The sequence below is a fragment of the Marivirga lumbricoides genome (assembly GCF_014636295.1).
Lineage (GTDB): Bacteria > Bacteroidota > Bacteroidia > Cytophagales > Cyclobacteriaceae > Marivirga > Marivirga lumbricoides.
Genome location: NZ_BMEC01000011.1, coordinates 25,017 through 50,272, shown reverse-complemented (window position 1 = coordinate 50,272; position 25,256 = coordinate 25,017). Strand labels below are relative to the sequence as shown.

22 protein-coding genes are annotated in these 25,256 nt (G+C 35.7%); 12 read left to right on the top strand and 10 right to left on the bottom strand.

The features are described 5' to 3' along the window. Position 1 precedes the first annotated feature (1 nt). The 4 genes from IEV85_RS16670 to IEV85_RS16655 form a co-directional block, all read right to left on the bottom strand. A complete protein-coding gene (locus IEV85_RS16670; RefSeq protein WP_188465521.1) occupies positions 2–1,213 on the bottom strand; it encodes an Nramp family divalent metal transporter in 1,212 nt (403 codons plus the stop codon). A 224-nt stretch (positions 1,214–1,437) separates the two neighbouring features. Next, positions 1,438–2,019, bottom strand: a complete 582-nt coding sequence (locus IEV85_RS16665) for a peroxiredoxin-like family protein (RefSeq protein ID WP_188465519.1) — start codon at positions 2,017–2,019, stop codon at positions 1,438–1,440. Between the two features lie 149 nt (positions 2,020–2,168). Beyond that, on the bottom strand, positions 2,169–3,326 hold the full coding sequence (locus IEV85_RS16660; protein WP_188465516.1) for an AEC family transporter: 1,158 nt from the start codon (positions 3,324–3,326) through the stop codon (positions 2,169–2,171). A 140-nt stretch (positions 3,327–3,466) separates the two neighbouring features. Further along, entirely contained in the window at positions 3,467–4,660 is a 1,194-nt protein-coding gene (locus IEV85_RS16655; protein ID WP_188465514.1) for a pyridoxal phosphate-dependent aminotransferase, read from the bottom strand. 371 nt (positions 4,661–5,031) lie between these two features. Between IEV85_RS16655 and IEV85_RS16650 the strand changes: the two genes are divergently transcribed. Next, positions 5,032–5,496 (top strand): Lrp/AsnC family transcriptional regulator, encoded by a 465-nt coding sequence (locus tag IEV85_RS16650; RefSeq protein ID WP_188465512.1) that lies wholly within the window; start codon positions 5,032–5,034, stop codon positions 5,494–5,496. 4 nt (positions 5,497–5,500) lie between these two features. Here IEV85_RS16650 and IEV85_RS16645 read toward each other — a convergent pair whose 3' ends face one another. Then, positions 5,501–5,893 (bottom strand): hypothetical protein, encoded by a 393-nt coding sequence (locus IEV85_RS16645; RefSeq protein ID WP_188465510.1) that lies wholly within the window; start codon positions 5,891–5,893, stop codon positions 5,501–5,503. Positions 5,894–6,470: 577 nt separating this feature from the next. On the opposite strand from IEV85_RS16645, the gene IEV85_RS16640 reads away from it, so the two are divergent. Both IEV85_RS16640 and IEV85_RS16635 read left to right on the top strand, forming a co-directional pair. Continuing rightward, on the top strand, positions 6,471–6,842 hold the full coding sequence (locus IEV85_RS16640) for a helix-turn-helix transcriptional regulator (protein ID WP_188465508.1): 372 nt from the start codon (positions 6,471–6,473) through the stop codon (positions 6,840–6,842). Between the two features lie 89 nt (positions 6,843–6,931). Further along, positions 6,932–7,096 (top strand): hypothetical protein, encoded by a 165-nt coding sequence (locus IEV85_RS16635; protein WP_188465506.1) that lies wholly within the window; start codon positions 6,932–6,934, stop codon positions 7,094–7,096. A 437-nt stretch (positions 7,097–7,533) separates the two neighbouring features. Here IEV85_RS16635 and IEV85_RS16630 read toward each other — a convergent pair whose 3' ends face one another. After that, entirely contained in the window at positions 7,534–8,196 is a 663-nt protein-coding gene (locus IEV85_RS16630) for a DUF4136 domain-containing protein (RefSeq protein WP_188465504.1), read from the bottom strand. 334 nt (positions 8,197–8,530) lie between these two features. Here IEV85_RS16630 and IEV85_RS16625 point away from each other — a divergent pair, with 334 nt between their 5' ends. Beyond that, positions 8,531–9,796 (top strand): NAD(P)/FAD-dependent oxidoreductase, encoded by a 1,266-nt coding sequence (locus IEV85_RS16625; RefSeq protein WP_188465502.1) that lies wholly within the window; start codon positions 8,531–8,533, stop codon positions 9,794–9,796. 143 nt (positions 9,797–9,939) lie between these two features. Here the strand turns inward: IEV85_RS16625 and IEV85_RS16620 are convergent, their stop codons facing one another. Then, complete coding sequence (locus tag IEV85_RS16620) at positions 9,940–10,365, bottom strand: nucleoside deaminase (protein WP_188465500.1); 426 nt, start codon at positions 10,363–10,365, stop codon at positions 9,940–9,942. Positions 10,366–10,553: 188 nt separating this feature from the next. Here IEV85_RS16620 and IEV85_RS16615 point away from each other — a divergent pair, with 188 nt between their 5' ends. From IEV85_RS16615 to IEV85_RS16595, 5 genes are all read left to right on the top strand, one after another. Beyond that, positions 10,554–12,014 carry a M20/M25/M40 family metallo-hydrolase gene (locus IEV85_RS16615; protein ID WP_188465498.1) on the top strand — a complete coding sequence of 487 codons (1,461 nt, stop codon included), beginning with the start codon at positions 10,554–10,556 and terminating at the stop codon, positions 12,012–12,014. 50 nt (positions 12,015–12,064) lie between these two features. Next, the gene (hflK, locus tag IEV85_RS16610) at positions 12,065–13,051 is read left to right on the top strand and encodes an FtsH protease activity modulator HflK (RefSeq protein WP_188465496.1); all 987 of its coding nucleotides are present in this window, start codon (positions 12,065–12,067) and stop codon (positions 13,049–13,051) included. 33 nt (positions 13,052–13,084) lie between these two features. Further along, positions 13,085–14,026 carry a protease modulator HflC gene (gene hflC, locus IEV85_RS16605; protein WP_188465493.1) on the top strand — a complete coding sequence of 314 codons (942 nt, stop codon included), beginning with the start codon at positions 13,085–13,087 and terminating at the stop codon, positions 14,024–14,026. 256 nt (positions 14,027–14,282) lie between these two features. Next, on the top strand, positions 14,283–15,128 hold the full coding sequence (locus tag IEV85_RS16600; protein ID WP_188465491.1) for a CvfB family protein: 846 nt from the start codon (positions 14,283–14,285) through the stop codon (positions 15,126–15,128). Further along, on the top strand, positions 15,129–15,623 hold the full coding sequence (locus IEV85_RS16595) for a YkgJ family cysteine cluster protein (RefSeq protein ID WP_188465489.1): 495 nt from the start codon (positions 15,129–15,131) through the stop codon (positions 15,621–15,623). It abuts the gene before it with no gap. On the opposite strand, the gene IEV85_RS16590 is transcribed toward IEV85_RS16595, so the two are convergent. Together IEV85_RS16590 and IEV85_RS16585 are read right to left on the bottom strand one after the other, a co-directional pair. Beyond that, on the bottom strand, positions 15,620–17,920 hold the full coding sequence (locus IEV85_RS16590) for a SiaC family regulatory phosphoprotein (protein WP_188465487.1): 2,301 nt from the start codon (positions 17,918–17,920) through the stop codon (positions 15,620–15,622). The genes IEV85_RS16595 and IEV85_RS16590 overlap by 4 nt on opposite strands. A 257-nt stretch (positions 17,921–18,177) precedes the next feature. Next, complete coding sequence (locus IEV85_RS16585; protein WP_188465485.1) at positions 18,178–18,615, bottom strand: peptidylprolyl isomerase; 438 nt, start codon at positions 18,613–18,615, stop codon at positions 18,178–18,180. Between the two features lie 165 nt (positions 18,616–18,780). Between IEV85_RS16585 and IEV85_RS16580 the strand changes: the two genes are divergently transcribed. Genes IEV85_RS16580 through IEV85_RS16570 form a run of 3 tightly spaced genes read left to right on the top strand, consistent with a single transcriptional unit; the run spans position 18,781 to position 22,264 of the window. Then, the gene (locus tag IEV85_RS16580; protein WP_188465483.1) at positions 18,781–19,674 is read left to right on the top strand and encodes an ATP-binding cassette domain-containing protein; all 894 of its coding nucleotides are present in this window, start codon (positions 18,781–18,783) and stop codon (positions 19,672–19,674) included. Further along, positions 19,671–21,248, top strand: a complete 1,578-nt coding sequence (locus tag IEV85_RS16575) for an ABC transporter permease/substrate-binding protein (protein ID WP_188465480.1) — start codon at positions 19,671–19,673, stop codon at positions 21,246–21,248. Before IEV85_RS16580 ends, IEV85_RS16575 begins: the two co-directional genes overlap by 4 nt. 20 nt (positions 21,249–21,268) lie before the next feature. Continuing rightward, a complete protein-coding gene (locus tag IEV85_RS16570; protein ID WP_188465478.1) occupies positions 21,269–22,264 on the top strand; it encodes an RHS repeat-associated core domain-containing protein in 996 nt (331 codons plus the stop codon). A 1,905-nt stretch (positions 22,265–24,169) separates the two neighbouring features. Here the strand turns inward: IEV85_RS16570 and IEV85_RS16565 are convergent. Then, complete coding sequence (locus tag IEV85_RS16565) at positions 24,170–25,255, bottom strand: PorP/SprF family type IX secretion system membrane protein (RefSeq protein WP_229712628.1); 1,086 nt, start codon at positions 25,253–25,255, stop codon at positions 24,170–24,172. Between the last annotated feature and the right edge of the window lies 1 nt (position 25,256).

The following is a 25,256-nucleotide window of genomic DNA, read 5'->3' as shown; positions in this document are numbered from 1 at the left end:
TCTAAATCAATCCTAAGGCTGAATTTATACCTTTTATTCCCAGTAAAACAGTAATGAATATTACTGCTATGCCTATTATATTAACCCATCCGGAGTTTGAATGGTTACCCATAATCTCTTTATCATTCAAGACCCATAATAAGTAAATGGCAATTATGGGAAGTACTAATCCATTTGCTACCTGCGCTAAAAATATCACTGCAGTAGGACGAAATCCTAGCGATGAGAAAACTACACCTGTTAATAGTACGAAAATCCAGATGGATTTGAACTTTATATTCTTGAAACCATTTTTCCAACCCATGATTTCAGCAGTGGCATAAGCTGCTGCAAGTGGGGCTGTAATAGTGGAAGAAAAACCGGCAGCCAAAAATCCAAAAGCTGTAAATTCTGTGGCCCAGGTACCTAATATTGGTTGAAGCTGCAAGGAAAGATCATTGAGGTCGTTAATCTTTGTATTTTGTCCTTCAAAAGCAACTGCACTGGTTATCATTATACACATAGTGATTATTCCACCTAGTGTTACGGATAGTATGGTATCCCAACGTGCAGAGCTTAAACTTGAGCCCCCTTTCCACTTTTGCTTTACGGAAGAGGCATGCAGGAAGAGATTATAGGGTACAATGGTGGTTCCTACCATTCCTAAGATCATCAATGTCCCATTTTCCGGGATGGAAGGAGTAAAGAGCCCTTTAATTATTTGGAAAATATCAGGTTGTAATAATATGGCTGAAATTAGAAATACAATCCCCATAATCGCTACAAGACCAATTAGAAACCTTTCTATCAGCTTATATTTACCAATAAATAATAAAGCAAAAGTTACTAGAGCTAATAAAACGATGAGCGGATTGACTTTAAATCCCTTTGTGCTTAATTCAAATCCTATTACAGCGCCAGAAAGGTTGCCCGCCTCATAAGCTGCATTGCCTAAAACAATAGCTAAAATTACCAGAGTAAAAGTAAACAACTTAAAAGGTTTACTTTTGGTCTTTAACCTTAATGCATCACCTACTCCTAAGCCTGTTATCACTCCAAGTCTGGCAGACATTTCCTGCAAAATTATAGTAGCGACTATTGAAAAGAGGATGGTCCAGAGTAAAGTGTAGCCATAGCCGGCTCCCGCCATAGTGGCTGTTGTGACGGTTCCCGGACCAATAAAAGCCGCGGCAACCAATACCCCAGGACCAAGTTGTTTCAACTTAAAGCGCATACATCACGAATTTAGCTTGTATCAAGGGTATTAAAAATATTTATTGTTTCAGTGTAAAAATCAATGAATTTAAATATAAGAATTATAATTTAAAATTGAGTTGGAGCTAATTAAATAGATAGACCTATTATAATTTTCTCAGAATATTATTTAAATAAAAAAAGCAACAATAATATGTATCGTTGCTTATTCTTCATTTGAAGTAGATGGTATGATTAGGCGATTTATTTCGAAGTGGATTTATCTTCAAATATATTGCTGTCCTGAGCGAACTGTTTGATTAAATTAATGTCTAATCTGTCAGATAAACTATTTGAGTAATGTACTTTTTTTATTTTAAGGTCTTTATCCAGCAAAAATTCAGCAGGAATAGTGTTGATAGATTCTCCATCAGCCATTGTGTGCATAGGTAAACCTGCCATTTTAGCTTTAAAAGCAGTTTGTACAAATGATGTTATATGGCTTATGGTCGACTTGGATGTAGAAGATTCCAATCCGTACGCATCATACCAGGTTTTATTAGGATCTGAAATTAGAGGAATCGGTGAAACTTCTTTATGAAATATACTTCTCAAAAGTACGTTTTCTTTAGATTCAAAGAAAAAAATCATTTCTAAACCTTCTGCTTTCAATTCCTGATGCACTTTTGTTAATGCATGAACTCTTAGATTACAGAATGGGCAGCCTGCATGTCTGAAAAATGCAATCAGGATTTTTTTATTTCTATACTCTTCTAAATTAATTTTTCTTCCGAAGATATCCTTCTCATTAAATATTGGAGCAATTAAATTTTCAGTTAGTTTCATAACATATTTATTATGTTGATGTATACGCTAAAAACTACAACATTAGATACTTTCCCCTCTTCTTTTCGACCAATTACTCTTCTTTACAGACTGAGTCGTTAGATAAATAGATAGGAATGAGCACAGAGCCTCTTTACACAGACTTTAGTTTATGAAGCTTTTCTGGCCTCTATAGCATCAACTGCCTTTGAGAAAAATGGGATTTCTTTAGTGGATGATTGAGGGATTTTCTTATGAACTATTTTAGTAATGAAAAAAGGAAAGAATGAAACAATAAGCATTGCAACACCAACATACAAACAGTAAATTGGATTAATAAAGAAACTCTGAAATGAAAAGACACATAAAATCAACAGAGTTGAAAAGGGTAAAGAACAAGCCAAAACTGATAAGCCAAAATGCGTATTGAATGTTTTATTTTTTGGAGGTGTATGTTCTTCCATATTATTGATGGCAGTCATATGTGCAAATGGCCAGAAACTGCACGAACTTTGAGGAAATACAATCAATAGCAGAATAAGTGAAGGGGATAGTGCTGGCATTAAAAAAACGATTATGGCACTTAAACAAAAGGCAATACCTGCACGCCAGCTTAAAAGGAAAAATATCAGGTTAAACTCTTTCCAATTGATTTTAACAGCCATTCCAATAAATAATAGTACTAATGGGGTCATTATGCTGCTTAATCTCAAAATTTCATTCTCCAGAAAAGCAGGGAAGGAGCTAAGTTGAAAGCCAAAGCCTAACATTATTAACGCAATAATAATCACCACATTTATAGGCTCATTAATCATGCTCAATAATAGCCCTCTCACTTTAGCCATCGTATTTTGCTGAATGGAACTGCTTTGCCTTTGGTGAAACCAGTGAACCGCTAATAGGTAAAGGAAAATCAATACAAATATTTTGTTTCCGACATCTGCTAAAGCAGCCAGGGCAAGTTCATTTTCACCTAAATATTCCATCAGGAAAGGGAAGCAAGAGAGCCCGGGGGCCAGAGAGGGGAGTAGAAGTAATAAAGTTTTTCTTGTAGAGGAATTCTTCTTTATTCCGAATGCACTTAAAGCAATGTAGGAACTGCCAAATAATAAGAAGTTCATGAGCAGAGCCAACAACGGAAGTAACAAAAGATCCTGAGCCAGTTCTATTTTGAGAAGTGCAACAAATATTGTAGCAGGTAGTGCTATGCTCAAAATAATTACTTTTACTCCTTTTAAACTATCATTTCCCGCTAACTTTTTTTGTAACAGAAATCCGATAATTATAAGGAGCAGAAGGCCAACAGATTTTTGTATGGCTAAATTCATTTTAACTGTATTTTTGAATATAATAAATGATGTCTGTTAAGGTGTTTACTTTCAGTTGGTTAGCTACAGTGCATAATATTCTTTTCAATGAGCGGAAACGGCCTCATTGGGAGGCATACTTAGCAATAGTGAAAGGGGGATCACCCAATTACCTTCTGAAGTGTGTTGATGAAAATTTTCATTTCTTCTAAAGTACCCATGCTTACCCTGCACCAGTTCTGATTCATTATTTCAAAAGACCGAACGCCAACACCCTGATCGCTCATTTTTTTAAGGAAGCTCTTGCCTTCCATCTCAATAGGAAAAAGAATAAAGCTTGTAGAAGATTTAACGTACGTTTTTCCCATCTTGTCCAGGCTATTATATACAAATTCCTTTGCTTCTGTATTTTTATGATAAGACATAGCAAGAAACTCAGCATCGTCCATACTGGCTGAGGCTGCATAAATTGTAGGGTAGCTGATTCCCATGCCTCCCCGTGTTATTTTCTGAACCTGATCAAGCGTATCTGGCTGGGCTACAATATAACCTATTCTTAAGCCCGCCATTCCATGAATTTTGGAGAAGGTACGTGCTATAATAACATTTTTCCCTTCTTTAATAAGAGAAACCATGCTTTGCTGATCCTGCTTTGGTAAGAACTCTAAATACGCCTCATCAATGAATATTGGCACCTTTTCAGAAACTCTTGAGCAAAAATCCAACAGTTTTTTACTATCGGTTATGCTGCCTGTAGGATTGTTAGGGTTGCAAATATAAACCAGTTTAGTATCCGAATTGATAGCCTTCTCCATTCCAGCCAGGTCATGCGACCAGTCGTCTTTTAAAGGCACACCCTTCCATGTTGCACCGGTTGCCTCAGCCACTCGTATTAAAGACATGTAGGAAGGATCAGCTGAAACAACATTTCCACCATTTAAAAACAAAACAATGCCAATTTTTTCGAGGAGATCGGAGGAACCAGGCCCCATCATAATGTTTTCTGGTGCCACGCCTTCTTTATGAGCAATTTTCTCGATTAAATCAAAAAGCTCTCTCCAAGCGTATCTGTTACCCAGTTCAGCAGCTCCTTTAAATGCCTCTAATGCTTTTGATGATGGTCCATAGGGGTTTTCATTAGCATTAAGCTTTGCTCTTAACGCTTCTTTTTTTAAAAGAGGCTTGTGAATATATTCCTTGAAAAACGGACTATACAAGAAGTCCCCATTCCTGTCAATTTTTAAGTTGGCTTTGGGCATTTCCCCAAATGTAAATTGAGGAAGCAGGGCCAGACCGCCAAGGGTAAGGGCTCCTGATTTTAACCAATCTCTTCTGCTGATATTTTGTAAACTCATGATGATATATCCTCTTATTGTTAATGTTTTAGCTTAACTAGGGGATAATTTACATAGTTGATTTGACAATATAAAATTTTGCTTTTATGGTAAATGTAATTATAAATAGAAGTGAATTCTGATTTTGTTGATTTATTGTATATTTTTATCAGGTTTTTATAAAATATTTTAAATTTCTTCTTCCCGCTTTATCCAAATTTTAATTTTTGATATTTTACAAATAGTTAAATTATTTTATTTTTTTTTTTTTTAATTTTATTTTGTAAAAGGTTAAAAAATCAATCAAAATTTATTTCATTTACATAAATAGAAAGAATGTAGGGTTAAATTTTAACCTGGTTAACTTGTGTATTGCGTAAAGTAGTTTGATAATGGTTAAGAAGCTTGATGCTATCGATTTAAAAATTTTAACTTTACTTTCGGAGAATGCTCAAATGGCTTATACGGAAGTAGCAAAAGAGATAAAAGTGACCAGTGGCACGGTTAACTTGCGCATGAAAAAAATGCGTGAAGCGGGATTGGTAAAAGGCGCCACTTTAAATATAGATTACTCGCAGATTGGCTGGGGATTAACTGTTTTTATTTTCATTCATTTAACAAAAAGCGAAGATTATCAAAGCGTAATTGCAAGTATGAAGCTTATTCCTGAAGTGGTAAAGATTCATCATATAACCGGAAAATATGGCTTATTTGTTAAAGTACATGCTAAAGATACCCAGCATTACCGATCAATTTATGAAGAGAAAATCCTAAAAATTAAAGGAATAAATTATACAGAATCGTTTATTTCTATTAATGAGGACCTTAACCGGCATATTTTATTTGAAGAAGAATAGTGTTTTAAGTAATTTTATTGATCGGCTGATTTAAAATCCATTTTTCAGCTGAATTGTAATCGGTGAAGACAGCTGCATTAAATCCTCGCTTATTGCAAAGTTCTTCCCAAAACTTAGCTATTTCAAGATCCTTGGGGTTTGATACAGAAGCCATTGATATATTGTAGAAATCAGGAAGTTTCATTTCATAATATCGTACAAGATTAAAGGCTTCAGACATGGCCACTTCATATCTCACTTTTCTATAGTCGCCAATTACTCTACTAATATTTAATTCTTTTGCCGCATTATAAATTTTAACAGTTCCGTCTATTATATCCATAAAGTTTCTTCTTACACCAGTACCAGTCACTACCATGTAATCATCTTTCAAATCTATAATTGGTTTGTTACTCATAGTTATGTGCAAAAGAATGGTAAAACAGGCTCTCTTTATAATTTTTCATCGATGAAATAAAATATATCATTGTATTTAAAGAATTAAAAGAAATGTCTCAAATGGTAGTAAATGATACTTAAAAGTGTTGTAACATGCAAGTGAAACTATTTGAGGTTGAGATTAAAAAAGATAGAATTGGTATTTATGGAGATTTAATGTCAAATAGCTTCGATGGATAGTTTATTTTCAATAGAGGTTTTAAATGATAAAACTACTTGTATTACTAATAGTTTCAGTGATGTGCTTATCTATATTAGATTCCAATTCAGCTTTAAGGCTGTCCCTGTCCTCAATTCTCTTGATTACCGCTTCAATGACTTCTTTATTAAAGTGGTCTCCCTTTAATACTGCGCGATAAATGCGATGTCACCATGCTTAAGTCTACTATATAAGCTATCTAGCTTATCCTGACTTATTTTAATATCTCTTATATTTTCGTACATTTCGACTATTTATTATTTGTAAACCCAAATATATAGATAATTATCTATGATTGCAATTGTTTGTAGATAATTATCTAATTAATTTTGATAAAGTGTCTGTTTTAATCGATAGAATACAATTTTTTATAGCTCAGAAGGGCATAAGTATGAGGCAATTTGAAATGTCTATAGGTGCCAGTAATGGCGTTATAAGCAATGCTATTAAAAATAGTAAGGACATTAGGGCTTCATGGCTGTCGATAATTATCGAAACGTATCCCGAAATTGATGCAAATTGGCTGCTTACTGGAAAAGGAGAAATGATTTCTAAGGAAAATAGCTATACTACGCAAATTATGAATGAACCATTATTGGAGTATGGTAATACTAAAGCAAAGAGTTTTATAGATGCTTTTGCTGAGGATTTGAAACGTGAATTATATAGTATTAATAAAAGATTATCTGATTTGGAAAATAGAGAGTGAAACTGTTACCTAATGTTTATTATTAACTAAAAAGCACATATTATTGAAACATTGATCATTATAGTAGTAGCGTTATCTCTCTTGTCTGGATGATCTACCAACTTGCATGCTTAGAACAAATAAAAGACCAGAATAAGGCTCAAACAGCTATTTTAAAGGAACAATCTAAAGTTTTGAAGCTGATTAGCTTTAAATTAGGTAAGAATGAATTAGATCAGGCAGAGGGTATTAGTATAAAGGATCGTGAAGATTAATTAAATAGGTTAAAAAGCTTTATTTAATAGCTTTTAAACGGTTTTAGACCTGATTTAATACGCATTGAATCATTACTTGTACACTAAAAGCAATAAACCTGTTGCTTTTTTTACTTTTTCGTACGTATTGACTTAACTCGTATTTTTTGCTTTTTCCTGTTAAATCTCTCTAATTGTTAAGCAATCGCAGTTTTTTTTCTTTTTTTTTTTTTTTCTTGTACGTATTGTCTTGTCCCCCTTATGCTGTAATACTATTAAATGACAAAAAATATTTTTAGATTACTATTGTACTGAGGGATGGGGCTAAAGAGTTGATTGGTATTAAGTTATAATTATTTATTGATATAAATATGATTACGGATATTAACTGTGTTCTATCAAGCAAAAACACAGACACTTACATGCCTGCGTTTTTAAAATCATGTTAAATAATTTTTTTATGGAGTGGTACTTGCTTTTCCTACCAAACTCTCATTCTCCATATACCTTACAATTTTTTCTGAATAATCCTCTGTAAGGTTCTCCAGAGTTTCAGGGTTAACAGTTTGAGATTGTGCCGACCATACCAGCTTTTCTGATTCAGCATTATATAAGTTTGTTTCAAGAAAGTACTCTTTATCCACATCATAATAGCCGGTATTATATACCTGCGGATACCAATTATTATAATAACCCCAGAAATTGCCATAATATCCATAAGTGTTAACTGGTGAATAAGCATAATTTCCTGGTATATAACGCGTATCAGTTTCTTTATCAATTAAAGCTACTGTAATTACACCATCAAAATTGTTTTCTTCAATGGCATTAAGAAGGGCTTCTTTATCCTGCATCTTCTCATTTCTCATACTCGGAGGGAAAAGATTGATGCTTTTAGTAACTGATATTCCACGCTCCATGAGTTCCCGGGCTAGCTCATCTTCAAGATTCTGTCTGGCACTTACGTCATCAACCATGGCAGTCACTAAAATATTACCTAAAGCATCATCTTCAACATCAGGGTTATTCCATGTTGCAGTAATATCAGTAGAAGGAGCACAACTTCCTAATAGGAATAAAATACCTAATAAGGAAATACTAAGTGTTTTGTAATTTTTCATTGGCTTCAGTTTTAGATTAAAAAATCATAAATTTTATTAGCTGATTCTAGTGGAGCATATACCTGATATGCCATTTCAGCTCAAAAATTGTTGCGGTTCTTACTTTAAATTTACGAAGGCTATGGCTCACTGTTACAGTTAAAACAGAAAACTAATGTAGCTTCATTTCTGTCTTTCTAAACTTTAGTGGGTTTTTGGAGTTTGATGTTAATGGTTTATTATTCGAGTGGAATTTATTAATAGAATGTTAAAACAGTAGTTATTTCCTTTCGTTCATTTTCTTTCAACTATCACTAATTCAATTTAATTTCGAATCAAAATTCATTTAAAGTTTATGCAAGAGGAAAAGATCATTGTTATCGGGGCCGGATTGGCAGGTTTGGTAGCTGCTATAGAACTTGAAAAAGCAGGTTTCAACCCGGTTATTATAGAAGCTGATGATCGGATTGGTGGTAGGGTAAAGACAGATAAAGTAAATGGATTTTTATTAGACCATGGATTTCAGGTATTACTCACGGCTTATCCTGAAGCCGCTAAATACCTGGATTATGAAAAGCTTGATCTTCAGTATTTTAATCCCGGAGCTTTGGTGTTGAACCGTGAAGATGCCTACCGAATAAGCGATCCTTTAAGACAACCTTCAAGGATTATTGAAATGATGTTTTCACAGGTAGGAAGCTTTTCAGATAAACTGAAGATTTTTAAATGGACCAGAGCTTTAAAAGCTACCACGGTCGAGCAAATATTTAAGAAGAAAGAAACAACAGCGCTGCAATTTTTAAAAAAGAAGGGTTTTACCAATGTGATGATCCAGCAGTTCTTTCAGCCCTTTTTTGGAGGTATTTTTCTGGAGAATGAATTGAATACTTCAAGCAGAATGCTGGAGTTTGTATTTAAAATGTTTGGTGAAGGCTATGCGGCTCTGCCTGCAAAGGGAATGGGTGCTATACCTGAGATGCTTGCTGCGCAACTATCCACTACAGAAATTATGCTAAACCAAAAGGTGGAAAAGATTGGTTTAAAAAGTGTAGAACTGGAAAACGGTAAGCGAATAGCTGCCGATGCTGTGATAATAGCAACCAATCCTGAAAAATTAGTTCCGCAATTAAAGGGTCAATTTGAAGACTGGCAGTCGGTTTTAAACCTTTATTTTGAGTCTGATATTACTCCCATTGATGAAGCGCTCATTGGCCTTGTTCCTGATGAGGGAATGTTGATTAATAACTTCTGCGTAATGAATAAGACGGCCGAGAATTATGCTCCGGCAGGTAAATATTTGCTATCAATCTCTGTGAATGATACTCAAGGAAAAGATGACGCTGCAGTTCAACAGGAAGTTATCCGGGAATTAAAAGAACTGGTTCCGGAATTAGCCCAGGCAGAAATCAGGCATTTGAAAAGTTACCTCATTAATAAAGCTTTACCTAAAATTGATGATTACCAATACAGCATGAAACCTTCCAATAGTAAAATACAGGAAGGATTGTATCTTGCCGGGGATTATCTTTTAAATGGCTCAATCAATGCTGCTATGCTGTCAGGCAGGTTGGCGGCACATGCAGTGTATGAAGATATTAAAGGAAGGGGTTTTAAAAGTTGAAATTGGAGAAGCTGAAAAAGCTTGTACTTATTGCTGTAAACCTAAGTTGGATCAATAAAATGGCATCCCCGCCAAATGCGGGAACGCTCTGACGGATTTTTAAAGAAAATTAAGAATCCAATTCCTGTTATAACTATAACTACTTACTTACCAAAAAGCTTTTCGCATTCAGTTTTTAGGATTCCACCAATAAGAATGGAGTCAGTCCAGCCAGCATTAATAACTTCCTGAGCTCTTATATTAATTTGTTTACCTTTAGTTTGAGCGAACGGAATGTCTGCTCCATACACAACCTGTCCTATTTGAGCCCAGATAATGGCAGACATACACATAGGGCATGGTTCTACGGTACTGTACAATATCAACTCATCGGCATGGTTGTAATCCAGCGAGGATATCTTCTTTAATACATTTATTTCTGCATGTGCGGTAGGGCCATTATGAATAGCTGTATTGTAGGCACCCACAAACTGTCCTTCAGGATCCACTACTACCGCCCCAAAGGGCGTTTTACTTTCCTTTGCCAGGTCAATAGCCATCCTCATCCAAAATTCATGTGTTTCTTCCATTGCCAGAGTTATTATCTACTTCTATCAAATATATGATTTTATATAGAGAGATTTTACTAACTTTAGTTTTCTTAATAAGGAGCAATTAAATCAGAGAAATACCCTTCTTGCTCAATTCAAGAAGCAAAGTTTGAACTGATTTACTTGATTTCAACTACTTTAAAGGTTAAAAGTAAATTTAAATACGTATGAAAATCGCAAAAGGATTAAGCAGTTTAATAATAGTAGCTGCAATCATGTTTTCCTGTAACACAGAAAAGGAAGAAAAAGAAAGTGATCTGGAAAGAATCAATAATGAAGTGAAAAATAACAGCAAAGCTTATTTAACACTTCAGAACATGACGACCGAAATTGGACACAGGTTAACAGGTTCTGAGAATGGTAAAAAAGCAGAACAATATACTTATGATTTGTTTAAATCTTATGGTTTCGAAAATGTTCAGTTTCATGAATTTGAGGTAGAAGCATGGGCAAGGGATTCTGTAAAATTATCAGTTGATAATGAGAGTATTCCTGAAGTAGTATCACTGGGTCATTCACCTGTTTCAGCTGATGTAGAAGCTCCTTTAGTTGATGTCGGAAATGGCTTAAGAGCAGATTTTGAAGCCAACAAAGAAGCTGTAAAGGATAAAATTGCATTGGTTTATATTGGTATTTTACCTGATAGCGGAGAAGGATTAAATAACATTCACCGCTCTGAAAAAACTGCCCTTGCCATTGAGTATGGTGCGAAGGGAATTATGATTATCAACCAGGTGCCTGGTGGTGTTTTATTAACAGGAACTGCTTCCGTGACAGGTAAATTGATTGATATTCCTGCAGTATGTATTACTTATGAAGATGGAATGAGGCTAAAGTCTGCTTTAGCGGAAGGGGAGTCTTTGGACGCGCACATTAAAATGACCAATAAAAGTGAAGTGATCAAATCAAGAAATGTGATTGCTACTTTACCAGGCGCTGAATTAACAAAGGAGAATATTTTAGTAGGAGGCCACCTCGATAGCTGGGACTTAGCAACCGGTGCGATAGATAACGGAATTGGCATTGCTGCTATTTTAGACATGGCTCGTACTTTTAAAGCGCTGAACCTTCAACCTAAAAGAAATATCCAGTTTGTGATGTTTATGGGAGAGGAGCAAGGTTTATTAGGCTCTAAGGCATTGGTGAAAAGAATGAATGAATCCAATGATCTGGAAAAAGTAAGCTATATGATGAATATCGATATGAGTGGTAACCCTAAAGGATACAATGCTTCAGGTAGAGAAGAAATGATGCCCGTTTTTGAGGCTATAGGGGAAAAGATTAAAGCTGTGGACACTACTTATGCAAATGAAAATGCTAACAGAGCAGGCCTGCATAGTGATCATCAGACGTTTATGATGGAAGGTGTGCCTGTAGTTGGGGTTGTAAGTCAGTTAGATCGTGAAGTGTATGATTATTACCACTCTAATGGTGATGACTTTGATTTAGTAAATGAGGAGCATTTAAAAAATACAGTTCGTTTCGGAGCTATGTTTTTATGGGAACTGGCTAATGCAGAAAAAATTCCTGCAAAAAAGCTTTCATTCGAACAAACTCGTGAGTTTATGATTGAACAAGGTTTAAAAGAAGAATTAGAGCTAGGAAATGAATGGAAATGGGGGCAGTAAGTGTCCCTTTTTGTTTAAAGGAAATAAACTAAATAATAAAATAAGTATTTATGGCAGATTTCGATTTTGATGGAGACAAAGCAAAAGAGTCTTTTCAAAAGATAATTAAAAACATCAGAATAATAGTGGTTGTAGTAGTGGTATTGGTAGCCATTATCAGCACTTTTTTTCAGGTAGGAGCAGAGGAAGTGGGCGTAATAACCCGTCTGGGCAAGTATAACAGAACTTTAGAGTCAGGCTTAAATTTCAAGATTCCTTTTATTGAATCAGTGTACAAAGTGCCTGTAGAAAGGCAACAAAAGCAGGAATTTGGTTTCAGAACAACCAGTGTAGGCCATCAGTCCACTTTTAGCAAAGCAGGAGCCCAGGACGAATCGTTGATGCTGACTGGAGATTTAAATTTAGCAGACGTAGAATGGGTAGTTCAATACAGAATTGATAATCCTTACAATTTCCTTTTTAAAGTAAGAGATCCTGAGAATACATTAAGAGATATTTCTGAGTCAGGGATGCGCCAAATAGTGGGTGATAGAACTGTTAACGAAGTATTAACAGTGGGCAGGGCCGAAATAGCAAGCAAACTAAAAGTGCTGATTCAGGATTTATCCAATGAGTATGAATTAGGGATTAGAGTAGAACAGGTGGTTTTGCAAGATGTTACACCTCCTGAGCCGGTAAAACCAGCATTTAATGCAGTAAACGAAGCCCAACAGGAAAAGGAAACCTTAATTAATCAGGCTAAATCTGAGTATAATAAGGTGATTCCTAAAGCAGCCGGGCAAGCTGAGGAAACCATACAGAAAGCAGAAGGTTATGCCACGGAGCGTGTGAACAATGCAAAAGGTGAGGTAGCACGTTTCAACGAATTATATGTGGAATATGCCAAAGCGCCTGAAGTTACTAAGAGCAGAATTTACCTGGAGACCATGCAGGAAGTAATTCCGAAATTGGGAGAGAAAATCATTATGGATGACAAAGGAAGCAACGTGTTGCCCTTGTTGCAAATGACTTCTCAATCGGCAAAAGGAAATCAGTAATTCGAAAAACCCGATATAAAAGATTATAGATATATGAAAAAAAGTACAATCACCATATTAATTGCTGTTGTCGTTTTATTGATAGTAATTGCCCAAAGCTTTTACATCGTAAGCGAAGAGCAGCAGGTAGTAATTACCCAGTTTGGGCGTCCGGTAGGGGATGCTATTACTGAGGCAGGAATCCAGTTTAAAATTCCCTTTATTCAAAAAGCCAATTATTTTGAAAAGCGCTATTTAGAGTGGGATGGAGCGCCTAATCAGGTGCCTACTAAGGACAAGAAGTTTATCTTTGTGGATACTTATGCACGCTGGCAAATTACAGATCCGTTGCAGTTCTACAAGCGTTTAACCAATGAAAGAGGAGCGCAATCCAGGTTAGATGATATTTTAGATGGTGAAACACGGGACTTCATCGCAAAGAACTACCTGGAAGAAACAGTGCGAACCAGTAACCGCTCACCTATATCAAGCGGAGCGATCAGCGAAATTGTGGAAGACAGTTTAGTGCAGATTTATGTAGGCCGCGATAGTATTCAGGAATATATTCAAAGATCGGCCAGTTTGCAGGCTCAGGATTTAGGAATTGCCATCCTGGATTTCAGGTTCAAGAGAATAAACTATGTAGAAGAAGTACGTACACAGGTTTATGAAAGAATGAAAAGTGAGCGATACAGAATTGCAGATAAATTCCGCTCAGAAGGACAGGGTGAAGCTTCCAGAATTAATGGAGAGAAAGAAAGAGAGTTGAAGTCCATCCAATCGGAAGCCTTTAGAAAAGCAGAAGAAATTAAAGGTAGGGCAGATGCTGAGGCAGCAGCCATCTATTCTAATGCTTATGACAAAAACAGTCAGTCCAGAAATTTGTATAAATTCTTAATGTCGATGGAAACATTCCAGAAAACATTTAATGATCAGACTACAGTAATTTTATCTACTGATAGTGAGCTTTATAAATATTTGAAGAGTAGTAATTAAATAAGGTATTGTAGTAAACAAGTTTTCAAGTTGCTAAATTGAATTCTACAAACTCTGTAAGAGCCATTCGATTATTTCGGATGGCTTTTTTGTTTTGCTGCTACTATGTAATTAGAGCATTATCGTCATGCCAGAAAATTGAGGCTTAATTTTTCATGAGCCTTAATTTATCAGGTATCTCAAACAGTATTAAGTTTAAAGGAAATTTTTTTACTTCAGTTTTCATGCATCATAGAAAACATAGCTAACTTGCAGCATGTTACAATTAGGAAAATGGAATACGCTTACAATCGTGCGTGACTCGCCCCAAGGCTTGTATTTAAGCAGTGGAGATCAGGATGTTTTGTTGCCGGGCAAATATGTACCTTCAGAATATATAGATAATGAAGGCTATAAGCCGGAAGCGATTGGTAAGGAAATAGATGTATTTATTTATAAAGATTCCGGACAGCGATGGATTGCTACCACCTTAAAACCGGTGGCAAAAGTAAATGAAATAGGCTTTTTTGAAGTGAAGCAGATTACAAATGTTGGAGCTTTTATCGATTGGGGTTTAGAAAAAGATTTAATCATTCCGTTCTCCGAACAAACAGATGAGTTGGAAGTGGGCGACTGGATTGTGGCATTTGTCACTATAGACCCTAAAACGGAGAGAATTGTGGCTTCTATGCATATTGATTCATTCCTTGCTAAAGATAGAGGTGATTTAAAGGAAGGCCAGCTGGTAGACCTGATGATTTACAGAATTACTGAACTGGGCTATGAAGTGGTGATTGATCAAAAGTATAGAGGGCTGGTATACCAAAATACTGTATTTGAACCATTGGATATTGGAATGGAAAGCAAAGGGAAGATTAAATCTATCCGTGCAGATGGAAAAATTGATGTGCAGTGGTTTATAGAAAAGGAGGAAAAGCAAAAAGAAATATTGACTTTGCTCTCTGAAAATGATGGTTTTATGCCTTACCACGATAAATCGGCCCCGGAACAGATTCAAGAGGTTTTTGGATTGAGTAAAAAAGAATTTAAAAGACAAATTGGCCATTTATACAAAGAGAAAAAGATCAATATCCAGGCTGATGGCATCTATTTGGTGAAGTAAATGAGTAAGGAGTTGATTGAGAATTGGGCTACTGACTCTGCTGGTTATCAGAAGAACAATCAGGACTTTTATAAACAGCTGCGTAAACTGAAAGAAAAGCAGTTAGATCAGCAATTCCATCAGTTGGATGCAGATACATTTGCGAAGATGGACTGCCTGGATTGTGCGAATTGCTGTAAAACTACCAGCCCCATATTTTACCAGCATGATATTGAAAGAGTTTCCAAGGCCCTGAAGATGAAAGTGCCGGATTTCATCAATACCTATCTTTTTAAGGATGAAGAGGGTGATTATGTGCTACAATCCTCTCCCTGCCCATTTTTAGGATATGATAATAAATGTATTGTATATAAAAGCCGTCCTACTGCCTGTAGGGAATATCCGCACACTAACAGAAAGCGCATGCGACAGATCCTCAGCAAAACTTTCAAAAATGCTGAAGTGTGCCCGGCTGTATTTCATATTTTGGAGAGGATGAGGGAGGTAAGGTGTTAGAAATACATTTTAATTTGCTCGATGTTCAGAGGGCTAAGTAGTTCAATCATTTGAGGGTACTTTTCCGAAAATTCTGTCTTGTTTAAATTATCTAGTTCAGCTCTATATTTTGGATATTCAGTGGAAAATAATATATAATTTAAAATCATTTCCTGATTGACCTCATTTGTAACACCAGTAATAGCAAACTCCTGACTTTTCATTGTGTAAAGGTTAATGATCCTCTTTATTTGCCGTGGGTTTAAGGGTAAATTATTTTCTTTATGAAACGCAAAAATATAATGTTCTAAATCCTGAATCTCATCTTCTATCGTTTCCTCTAAACGCTCACTAGCATATTTTCTGGTTTCTGCACTGGAGCTTGTACTTCCTGTAATACTGCGAAGGTCTTCAGAGGATGTTGCCATTTTAACATCGGATAAATCAAATTTAGGAGTTTCCATACTTGAAGGTTGTTCTGTTTTTTGAGAAACACCTAAATATCCTTCCAGTAATTTTGTTATGTGATCATTATTAATCTTTGGTACATCTACAATTAATTGGAAAGTTTTTTGAAGAAACTGATTTCCTATAGTTTGACCTTTAGGTGTAATAGTTTTAAAATCTTCATATTTTTTATCAAAGCAATTGACTAGCCATTGACCATCTGCAGCCATTACATATAAAACTTTAGAATCTTTAAAAAGTGTTTGAATACCTTCCAGTAATTTTATAGTAGGTTCTACTTCGCACCTGTCCAGATCATCAATAAAAATGGCTACTTTCTTGTGTTTCACTACCTTTTCAAAGCGATCCTTATATATCTCTAATGGATCACTCACATTTTCTATTTGTAATTCATTTAGAGCTTGCTTTTTAAAGATTTGCTTTATCACTCCCTGAATTGCCAGCCATGCAGAACCAATTAAAGCAAGTAGCCCTCCAACAAATGAAAGCGTTTCAGGTTGGCCGAACCAATTATTGGCAAAACCTACAATAAATAGTACAGCTATCACCAAAGCTACTCTGTATTTAATTGAGTTTTGGCTAATATTTTTCCAGTACCAATGTGATCTGCTTTCATAATTATTATTCAACTCAGTTGCTTCACGGGGAACTTCTTCACTTATTTTATTCACGAGAATCCACCAGGGGTTTTCGAACCTTTGATTTTTCCAGGCATTGTATTCTACTACATTCCAATTATCTTCTTTGGTCAGAAATTCCTTGAGGTAATACAGCATGGATGATTTGCCACTTCCCCAAGGTCCATTGATTAGTAAAGTGAAAGAGTCTTGCTGTGACTTGTCTCCCCAATAGCTTTTAACTTTCTTATGGATTACCTGCATTAGTCCTTTTCGGTTTAGGACATCGTCTTTTGCAATTCCGTCAGGGATTATTTCGGAATCGTGGTTGTATCCTTTAGGTGCAAAAGATTCAAATAGCTTAACATTTTTATCCGTAGAATATAAATAAATTGGAAACGACCCTGGAACATTCTGTTCAAATAATAAATACTTTGGTGAGTTGGGTTCTTCCTGATATCCAAACTTCTCAACTTCTTCAAAGAGAGGATAAGTGCAATTTAACTTATCACTTTTATTTTCTGATATGAATGTATGTAGACTAACTAAATCATCATTTTTTGATGTTCTTTCATCAGCAGCATAACCAATAGCTCTTATATCATCTAATAATTTCGCTTCAATATTTTCAGCAACTTCAGTCCTAATTCCATTTCTCCATTCAAGTGGTGATAAAACTAATGGTAAGGAATCCGATGCAGGGGGGTGATTTAGAGCAAAACCTATTAATCCAATATTTGAAAAGCCTTGGCTAATGAGTTCATTATCTTCTATTCTATTTGAAAGAGTATGCATTAAGTGCTTTGCCTCTGAAGTAGGATCTAAGCCGATTATTGTTGAATCTGACGCATTTGTATTTTCAGGAGGAAATGGTACTAATTCGATTTTTAATCTCGTAAGTTTGGAAAAGTCTTCTGCAATTTCGATCATGTCATCATCACCAACTTTATAGAACCATTTCACTATTACTTCATGATTTTCAATACCCTTTAAGGTTTCTAACTTATGAATGATATCAAGTAATATCTGCGAGGTAACAGTGTTAAAATATGTTAATTGTATATCTAGCTGCGTTAATTTGAAAGGTTTATTCAAATATCTATTTATATCATTTAAGAATTTAGAGAAGTGTTTAGCAGAATTATCACTGATTGATTGTCCTGATATTTTGAAATAACCTTTTTCTGGAATTGAAATTAGTTTAGGGTTAACTGCTTTTTTATTAGTTGCCATTTTTCGTCTATATTTATTCAATTTCAATGTTTGAATAACATATGCTATTAATTTAGACCTATTTACTTATGCTTAACTTTTCTTTGTTGAACTTAAATTAATCAATAACCATGAGTGTGTCATCCGTAAGATATTGAAAAAAATTCACTTATAGAACTTCTTTAGTAAAGCTTTATCTTGGCTAATAGAGATATGTCTCAATAAAAAAGCCATTGATCTTCCGACCAATGGCTTCGTTTATTAACGCTTAATAATTACTACTCCTCAGTAATAGTCACTTTCTCCATTACATCGCCTTGTCTCAAGTCATCAATAATGTCCAGGCCTTCATACACTTTTCCGAATACAGTGTGATTTCTGTCAAGGTGTTGTGTGTTTTTCCTGTTATGGCAGATGAAGAATTGTGACCCCCCGGTATTTCTACCTGCATGCGCCATTGATAATACACCTCTATCGTGGAATTGATTTTCACCATCCAATTCACAGTCAATGGAGTAACCTGGTCCACCGGCACCCGTCCCGGTTGGGTCTCCTCCCTGAACTACAAAATCAGGAATTACCCTGTGGAATTTCACGCCATCATAAAAGCCCTTCTTGGCTAAATCATGAAAGTTTTTAACTGTGTTAGGGGCATCTTTATCGTAAAACTCAATTTTTAAAGTGCCTTTATTGGTTACTATTTCTGCTTTGCTCATAATATTCTTGATTAATTAAATTCAATCAGCAAAAATAAGGCATTACTTTTAATAATGTATAAATTTATCTGCCCCAAATAAACGCTCCTTCGTTTGATTAACTTCTTAAGCATTTAGCAGCCGGAAAATTTTTTGGTTCTTCCATTTAATTATAAATTGAATACAATGATTCGATTTGAAAGTATAAGTAAATCATTTGATAGCCATCAGGTATTAAAAGATATTTCACTTGAAGTGAAGGAAGGAGAACTGTTGGTGCTTTTAGGGGCTAGTGGAAGTGGAAAAACTACCTTGCTTAAAATGATCAACGGGCTTATTCAACCCGATGCCGGCAACATCTTCATCAACAATAATAAGGTAACGAAGAAAGACATAACTAATTTAAGAAGAAATACAGGTTATGTGATTCAACAGGTGGGGCTTTTTCCTCATTATTCAGTGTTTGAAAATATTGCTTTGGTCCCCCGGCTTTTAAAACATGAAGAACAGCGAATAAAGGAAACTGTAAAAACCTGGATGGATCGGCTGGGGTTACCGTTTGACGTTCATGCACGTAAATTGCCGGCTGCTTTAAGCGGGGGGCAGGCTCAAAGAGTGGGTTTAGCACGTGCCTTAGCCGGGGAACCTCAATTAATACTGATGGACGAACCTTTCAGCGCACTGGATCCTGTGATCAGAGCGCAAATAAGAAATGATTTCCGGACCATTCAGAAAAGAGAAAAAATCACAGCAATTATGGTCACTCACGATTTGCAGGAAGCCGTGAGTCTGGCTGATAGAATTTGCCTGCTTGCAGAAAAGAAGGTTCAGCAGCTGGGAAAACCATCTGATTTAATATTTAAGCCGGCCAATTCATTCGTTAAAAATTTTATCCAGTCAGATAGGTTTCAGGCAGCATTAATTGCATGTAAAATAAAAGATTTAAAACCATTTCTAACTGAAACAGAATTATTTAATTCCTCAGATAATTCACTGCTTGAAGTTTTGCAAACAGCAGACAGTCAATCAGGCAAAGCATTAATGTCAGCATTTTACCAGTGGGAGGAGCGTTTCAGATGAGCAATTTATGGAGCTTTTTAGTAGAGAATAAGCAGGAGATTCTGAAGCAACTGTTGGAGCACATTGAGCTTACCTTTATTTCCCTGTTTTTTGCTGCTGTTTTTGGGATTAGCATTGGAATGTTCATAGCCAGCAAGCGTAAATTCGCGCAATCTTTCATTGGGCTGGTGAATGTTATTCAGACAGTTCCGAGTATCGCACTTCTTGGCTTTCTTTTGCCACTATTTGGTATTGGCATAGTACCCGCCATTATCGCCTTATTTTTATATGCATTACTACCCATTGTCAGAAATACTTATACCGGATTAGTAGAAGTAGAACCGGCAGTGAAAGAAGCGGCTGTTGCCATGGGTATGACAAAAAAGCAAATCTTACTAAAAGTGGAATTACCACTGTCTTTACCCTATATTATGGCCGGAATAAGAACGGCTTCAGTAATTAATGTAGGAGTTGCCACCTTAAGTGCTTTTATTGCTGCGGGAGGACTTGGCAAGTTCATACTGCAGGGTATTCAGCTTAATAATACACAAATGATATTGGCAGGTGCCATTCCTGCTTCCTTGTTAGCACTTTCCATGGATGCCATATTAGGTATTATCCAGAGAAGCAGTATAAATGTAATTAAGTGGGTAATGATTGGTTTTACCGGTGTTCTGCTGATGTATTTTGGAGGGAGGGCGGTAAATAACATTGATTTTGATAAAAATAATGATGATGAGCGCTTACTGGGAGGTTTCCCTTCAGAATTTATCTATCGGGAAGATGGCTTAAAAGGGCTTTTTGCACATTATGATTTTAAAATAGATTATGTAGAGATGGAGATAGGGCTAATGTATAAGGCATTGGCAGAAAAACAGGTGGATATTGTCAGTGGATTTTCAACTGATGGAAGAATAAAATCATATAATCTAAAAGTGTTGGATGATGATCAAAATTATTTTCCGCCTTATCAGGCAGCTCCTATGGCAAGAAGGGAGGCTCTCAGGCAATATCCTCAATTGCAATCGGCCCTTGAAAGGTTAGCAGACAAAATTGATAATAGAGCCATGATGGAGATGAACTATCAGGTGGATGAAGGGAAGCAAAGTCCGAAAGATGTGGCATATGAATTTTTAAAGTCTAATAATTTACTTGCTGAGAGTTCAAATGAGAATAGCAGGAGAGGAGTGATTAAGATTGGAAGTAAAGCCTTTACAGAGAACTATATTCTGGCGCACATTTTCCAGCTGATGATTGAGTCACATACAAATCTTTCTGTCGAAATGAACTTAGGATTTGGGGGCACCAAGTTACTGATGGATGCCATGAAAAATAATGAGATAGACTTATACCCTGAATATACGGGCACAGCGTTGATGCTCTTATTGGATACAAAAAGTAGTCAAGTTCAGCAGTTATTGTCTAACCCCGAAGAAGTTTTTGACTTTGTTAACAAAGAATCGACTGAGCAATTTGGCTTTAGCTGGCTACCCCCTTTAGGTTTTAACAATACCTTTGCCATGCTCATGCGACAGGAGCAAGCAGAGAGGCTAGGGTTAGAGAGCATGAGTGATTTAGCTGGAGAAGTGAGATGAAATATTTATAGATACATTAAATGAAAACTCACTCAATTCTTTCGAAATGGCAAGAACGCCCACCGCCATCAAGTAGCACTCCGGGTGCGTCAGGCAGAGATCCTGATCTGAACCCTATAGCAGATGCTGGCAATAGCAGCATAGTGTACGACTACGGCTTCCGTATTTACCACCCCACCATTGGCAAGTTCTTAAGTGTTGATCCGTTGACTGCTGAATATCCATGGTATACTCCGTATCAGTTTGCAGGGAATACACCAGTTATGGCTATTGATTTGGATGGGTTGGAAGAATATATTGTAATTAGTAATACTAATTTAGATTGTAAAACCTCAATTTTTATTATTAATGCTAATGATACAAAAAATACAGGCAGAGTTAACAATATTTGGAACAGTTTTAAAGATCCATTTGATAGGCCTAACGGTGGCTTTTTTATAGAGGGAGGAACTGCATATACATCAAGTAAAGAAAGACAGGAAAATGGAGTTTTGACGATTCATAGAGATAGATTTGGTGATGTAGAGTTATATTATGAAGAAAATAATACATTCGAATGGGCAGAAAAGAAAAGTGAGCACATAGGAGAGTTGAAAGGAGAGTTTACTGTAGGAGTGCAATCAGGATTTAATATAGTTGATATATTAGAAGCAGATGTTACAGTTGCGAATATTCTAGTTGCAAAAGGATCTGCTGGATCAGAAGGGCTTGATTTTGAAGGGTTAAACAGAACAGAACTTAAATTAGCAATAGGGGCTCTTGGTATAGGACTAGAAGGTAAAGCAGAAACTTTTTTGAATGCAGCAAGAAGAACATATTTATCAGGTAAAATAAGTCTTCTTTTCTATGGTTATGAAGATACTATAGATGGTAACTACAAATATACTAATAGGAAGCTATTTAGTGGAGTTGACTTCTCTATAGGAGCAAAATTAATAATAGGTTTAGAAGGAAGCTTTAAATTTGGGACTGAAACAACTTATGAATTTATAAAAGTTAATCGAGCAGATGAATAAGAAAACTAATATTAAGATATTAAATGATAAAAATAAACTACTTAAGAATGGAATTGAACTTAAATCTGTTAAAAATGGCTTCAAATTAAAAGATAATAATAATTTATATTTACAGCCTTTTATATATACATATATATATAAAATGGGGAAAAGTGATGAGTACTACTTATATTCTAAGGCTAATTATTTAATAATAATACTTAGTCTAATATTATTATCATTTGTATTAAGTTTTTTCTTTTTAAATTTCAGTTTTTTATCATGGAAATTTCATTTATTTACATCTTTTTCAGGAATTAGTTTTTTTATAGCTTATTATCTTATAATAATTTTTCATCATCAATACGTACTTAATATTGTTGAACAAAAATGATCGACTAGCCCCAGCTGGTGCGAGCTTTTAGCTCGTATCAATTGTAGGTTATCGGGACTGTGGTATCTCATGATTTCAACCAGTGGTTGAATATCGCTTAGTTTATTGTTGCTGGTAATGATGTTGCACCTCATTGTAAAGATTCCTGATGTTTTCCTCGTACCTCGTAAAATTCTGAGTTGCCTTTGGCTTAAATAACGATTTAATTAAAAGGTAATTCCAATGCTGATTACTAACTATCAAACTTTCCGAGATCGCTCTCCCCCTTTCTTAAAAGGGGGCAGGGGGGATTTTATTGGTTTGTAAAAAGGATAAGATTGTTTTACCTTGAAATCACTAATAGAACTCGTTACTGTGAGGTTTTACTCATGGCTTTTTGGAAGCCATAGAAAACCGCGGCAGTCTTAAGAAATGTAGACAATACGTATGAAGTTCTAAATTAAAAGATTGCCACACATGAATTATTTCAATTGACATTGAAATAATAGGATGTTCACAATAACGGTACAACTTGTCATAGCTATTGATTTTTGACTCATTCTGTTAAATTGATCGTCATTCCCGAGCAGTCGGGAATCTAAAGATTGAAACCTAGGTTGAAATATCTATTATTTTACTGTTGATGGTAATGATGTGCACATCATTGTAAAGATTCCAGATAGCTTTCTTCGTTGCTCTCCGAAACCTTCTGGAATGACGATTTAATTAAAAGGTAATTCCAATGCTGATTACTAACTATCAAACTTTCCGAGATCGTTCTCCCCCTTTTTTAAAGGGGGTGGGGGGATTTATTTGAGAGTGATATTGTTGAAACTGCTAATCTAGAAGAACTCTTCACTTCGAGGTTTTCCTCATAGCTTTATGGAAGCCATAGAAAACCGCGGCAGTCTTATGAAATGTAGACAATACGTTTAGTGTGTCTAAATTAAAAGATTGCCACACATAAATTCTTCCGGTTACACCGCAAGAATAGCATGTTCACAATGACGGTACAATTTGGCATAGCCATTGATTTTTGACCCATTAAGTTAAATTGATCGTCATTCCCGAGCAGTCGAGAATCTAAAGATTGAAAGCTACGGTTGAAATATCTATTATTTTGCTGTTGCTGATAATGATGTTGCACATCATTGTAAAGATTCCTGATATTTTCCTCGTACCTCTTAAAACTCTGAGTTGCCTTTGGCTTAAATAACGATTTAATTAAAAGGTAATTCCAATGCTGATTACTCACTATCAAACTTTCTGAGATCGTTCTCCCCCTTTCCTAAAAAGGGGGCTGGGGGGATTTAATAGAAAGTGATATTGTTGAAACTGCTAATCTAGAAGAACCCGTCACTGCGAGGTTTTCCTCATGGCTTTTATGAAGCCATAGCAAACCGCGGCAGTCTTATGAAATCTAGGTAATACGTATGAAGTTCCAAAGCAAAAGATTGCCACACATGAATTATTTCAATTGACATTGAAATAATAGCATGTTCGCAATGACGGTTAGATCGGGTGAGTTAATTTGGATAATCGGGCTTAATTTTTTAAAAAGAAGGACAAGGCAAAAATCGCTCTTTTCTTTTCTTCTTAAATTTAGCAACAAAATCGTAGACAATAGAAATTTCATGTGCGCCACCAGAAGCATCCCCAATATCTGAAATGGTAAAATCATAACTATAGCCCACTTCAAAGTCAGGAAACTTTAAGCCAAACATGAAAATCAATGCATCCCTATCATAAATATTGGAGTTTTCAGCTTTGCCAAAAGGTACACCACGGTACCAAACACCCGCGGAAATAGGATTATAATGCCAGTTGATTCCAAGATCCAGCTGGTTAAACTCTCCTTGCTGCTTATATATAAAAGAAGGAGCTATGCTGGAAATATTGTCAAACTCCTTAGGGCCTCGGTACAATGGAATTCTTATTCCACCATGCACAGATACCTTCATATCCAATGGATTAGTATCTCCTATTAGAGACTGGTTAGGTTCGGTGATGTGATGAAATGCCACTCCTGCCCAAAACATTTTAGTATAGGCTAAAATTCCTGATGAAAAATCGAAATATCTCACTTTTTGTACATTAGATAACTCCCCATCAAAAGAGACACTTCTATCGTCCGCTAATTGGTCACCCAGCGTTAAGCCACTGGAATTTAAACCTGTAAAGTTGTAAGCAAAGTGAGTTCCGGCTGAGATCACTAATTTTTTGTTGATTTGTGCTTTATAGGAATAAAGGAAACCCACATTGGTATTACCCAGGTTACCGGACCCTGCTACATCATTAGTCAGTAATAAGCCAAAGCCACTGCTAAGGGATTCTAAGTTATAATCATAAGAAACTGCCATTGTTCTGTAGGCCTTAGGTAAATTAGGCCATTGAAGCCTGCCGTTAATATTCAGGCGGTGCATCTTACCAGTACCTGTAAAGGCAGGATTTAAATACAGAGGAGAAGCATAATACTGAGAGAATTGAAAATCCTGAGCTTTTACTTCAATAGATGCAAAAGCCAGCATTCCTGTCATCAATAAAATTCCAATTTTTCTGATAAGTATATCCAACTTTCTCCTTCTGTTTAAATTTTTAATGACTAATTCCTGAGTATTTAAAAATTCCTGGTTTTTCATA

Excerpts from the sequence above, each read along its gene's own strand:
- IEV85_RS16620 (WP_188465500.1), bottom strand. The coding sequence starts at position 10,365 with ATGGAAGAAACACATGAATTTTGGATGAGGATGGCTATTGACCTGGCA.
- hflC (WP_188465493.1), top strand. The coding sequence starts at position 13,085 with ATGAAAAAAAGTACAATCACCATATTAATTGCTGTTGTCGTTTTATTG.
- IEV85_RS16655 (WP_188465514.1), bottom strand. The coding sequence starts at position 4,660 with ATGAGTTTACAAAATATCAGCAGAAGAGATTGGTTAAAATCAGGAGCC.
- IEV85_RS16600 (WP_188465491.1), top strand. The coding sequence starts at position 14,283 with ATGTTACAATTAGGAAAATGGAATACGCTTACAATCGTGCGTGACTCG.
- IEV85_RS16660 (WP_188465516.1), bottom strand. The coding sequence starts at position 3,326 with ATGAATTTAGCCATACAAAAATCTGTTGGCCTTCTGCTCCTTATAATT.
- IEV85_RS16650 (WP_188465512.1), top strand. The coding sequence starts at position 5,032 with ATGGTTAAGAAGCTTGATGCTATCGATTTAAAAATTTTAACTTTACTT.
- IEV85_RS16615 (WP_188465498.1), top strand. The coding sequence starts at position 10,554 with ATGAAAATCGCAAAAGGATTAAGCAGTTTAATAATAGTAGCTGCAATC.
- IEV85_RS16635 (WP_188465506.1), top strand. The coding sequence starts at position 6,932 with ATGATCTACCAACTTGCATGCTTAGAACAAATAAAAGACCAGAATAAG.
- IEV85_RS16665 (WP_188465519.1), bottom strand. The coding sequence starts at position 2,019 with ATGAAACTAACTGAAAATTTAATTGCTCCAATATTTAATGAGAAGGAT.
- IEV85_RS16580 (WP_188465483.1), top strand. The coding sequence starts at position 18,781 with ATGATTCGATTTGAAAGTATAAGTAAATCATTTGATAGCCATCAGGTA.
- IEV85_RS16625 (WP_188465502.1), top strand. The coding sequence starts at position 8,531 with ATGCAAGAGGAAAAGATCATTGTTATCGGGGCCGGATTGGCAGGTTTG.
- IEV85_RS16575 (WP_188465480.1), top strand. The coding sequence starts at position 19,671 with ATGAGCAATTTATGGAGCTTTTTAGTAGAGAATAAGCAGGAGATTCTG.
- IEV85_RS16590 (WP_188465487.1), bottom strand. The coding sequence starts at position 17,920 with ATGGCAACTAATAAAAAAGCAGTTAACCCTAAACTAATTTCAATTCCA.
- IEV85_RS16565 (WP_229712628.1), bottom strand. The coding sequence starts at position 25,255 with ATGAAAAACCAGGAATTTTTAAATACTCAGGAATTAGTCATTAAAAAT.
- IEV85_RS16585 (WP_188465485.1), bottom strand. The coding sequence starts at position 18,615 with ATGAGCAAAGCAGAAATAGTAACCAATAAAGGCACTTTAAAAATTGAG.
- IEV85_RS16570 (WP_188465478.1), top strand. The coding sequence starts at position 21,269 with ATGAAAACTCACTCAATTCTTTCGAAATGGCAAGAACGCCCACCGCCA.
- hflK (WP_188465496.1), top strand. The coding sequence starts at position 12,065 with ATGGCAGATTTCGATTTTGATGGAGACAAAGCAAAAGAGTCTTTTCAA.
- IEV85_RS16645 (WP_188465510.1), bottom strand. The coding sequence starts at position 5,893 with ATGAGTAACAAACCAATTATAGATTTGAAAGATGATTACATGGTAGTG.
- IEV85_RS16670 (WP_188465521.1), bottom strand. The coding sequence starts at position 1,213 with ATGCGCTTTAAGTTGAAACAACTTGGTCCTGGGGTATTGGTTGCCGCG.
- IEV85_RS16630 (WP_188465504.1), bottom strand. The coding sequence starts at position 8,196 with ATGAAAAATTACAAAACACTTAGTATTTCCTTATTAGGTATTTTATTC.
- IEV85_RS16595 (WP_188465489.1), top strand. The coding sequence starts at position 15,129 with ATGAGTAAGGAGTTGATTGAGAATTGGGCTACTGACTCTGCTGGTTAT.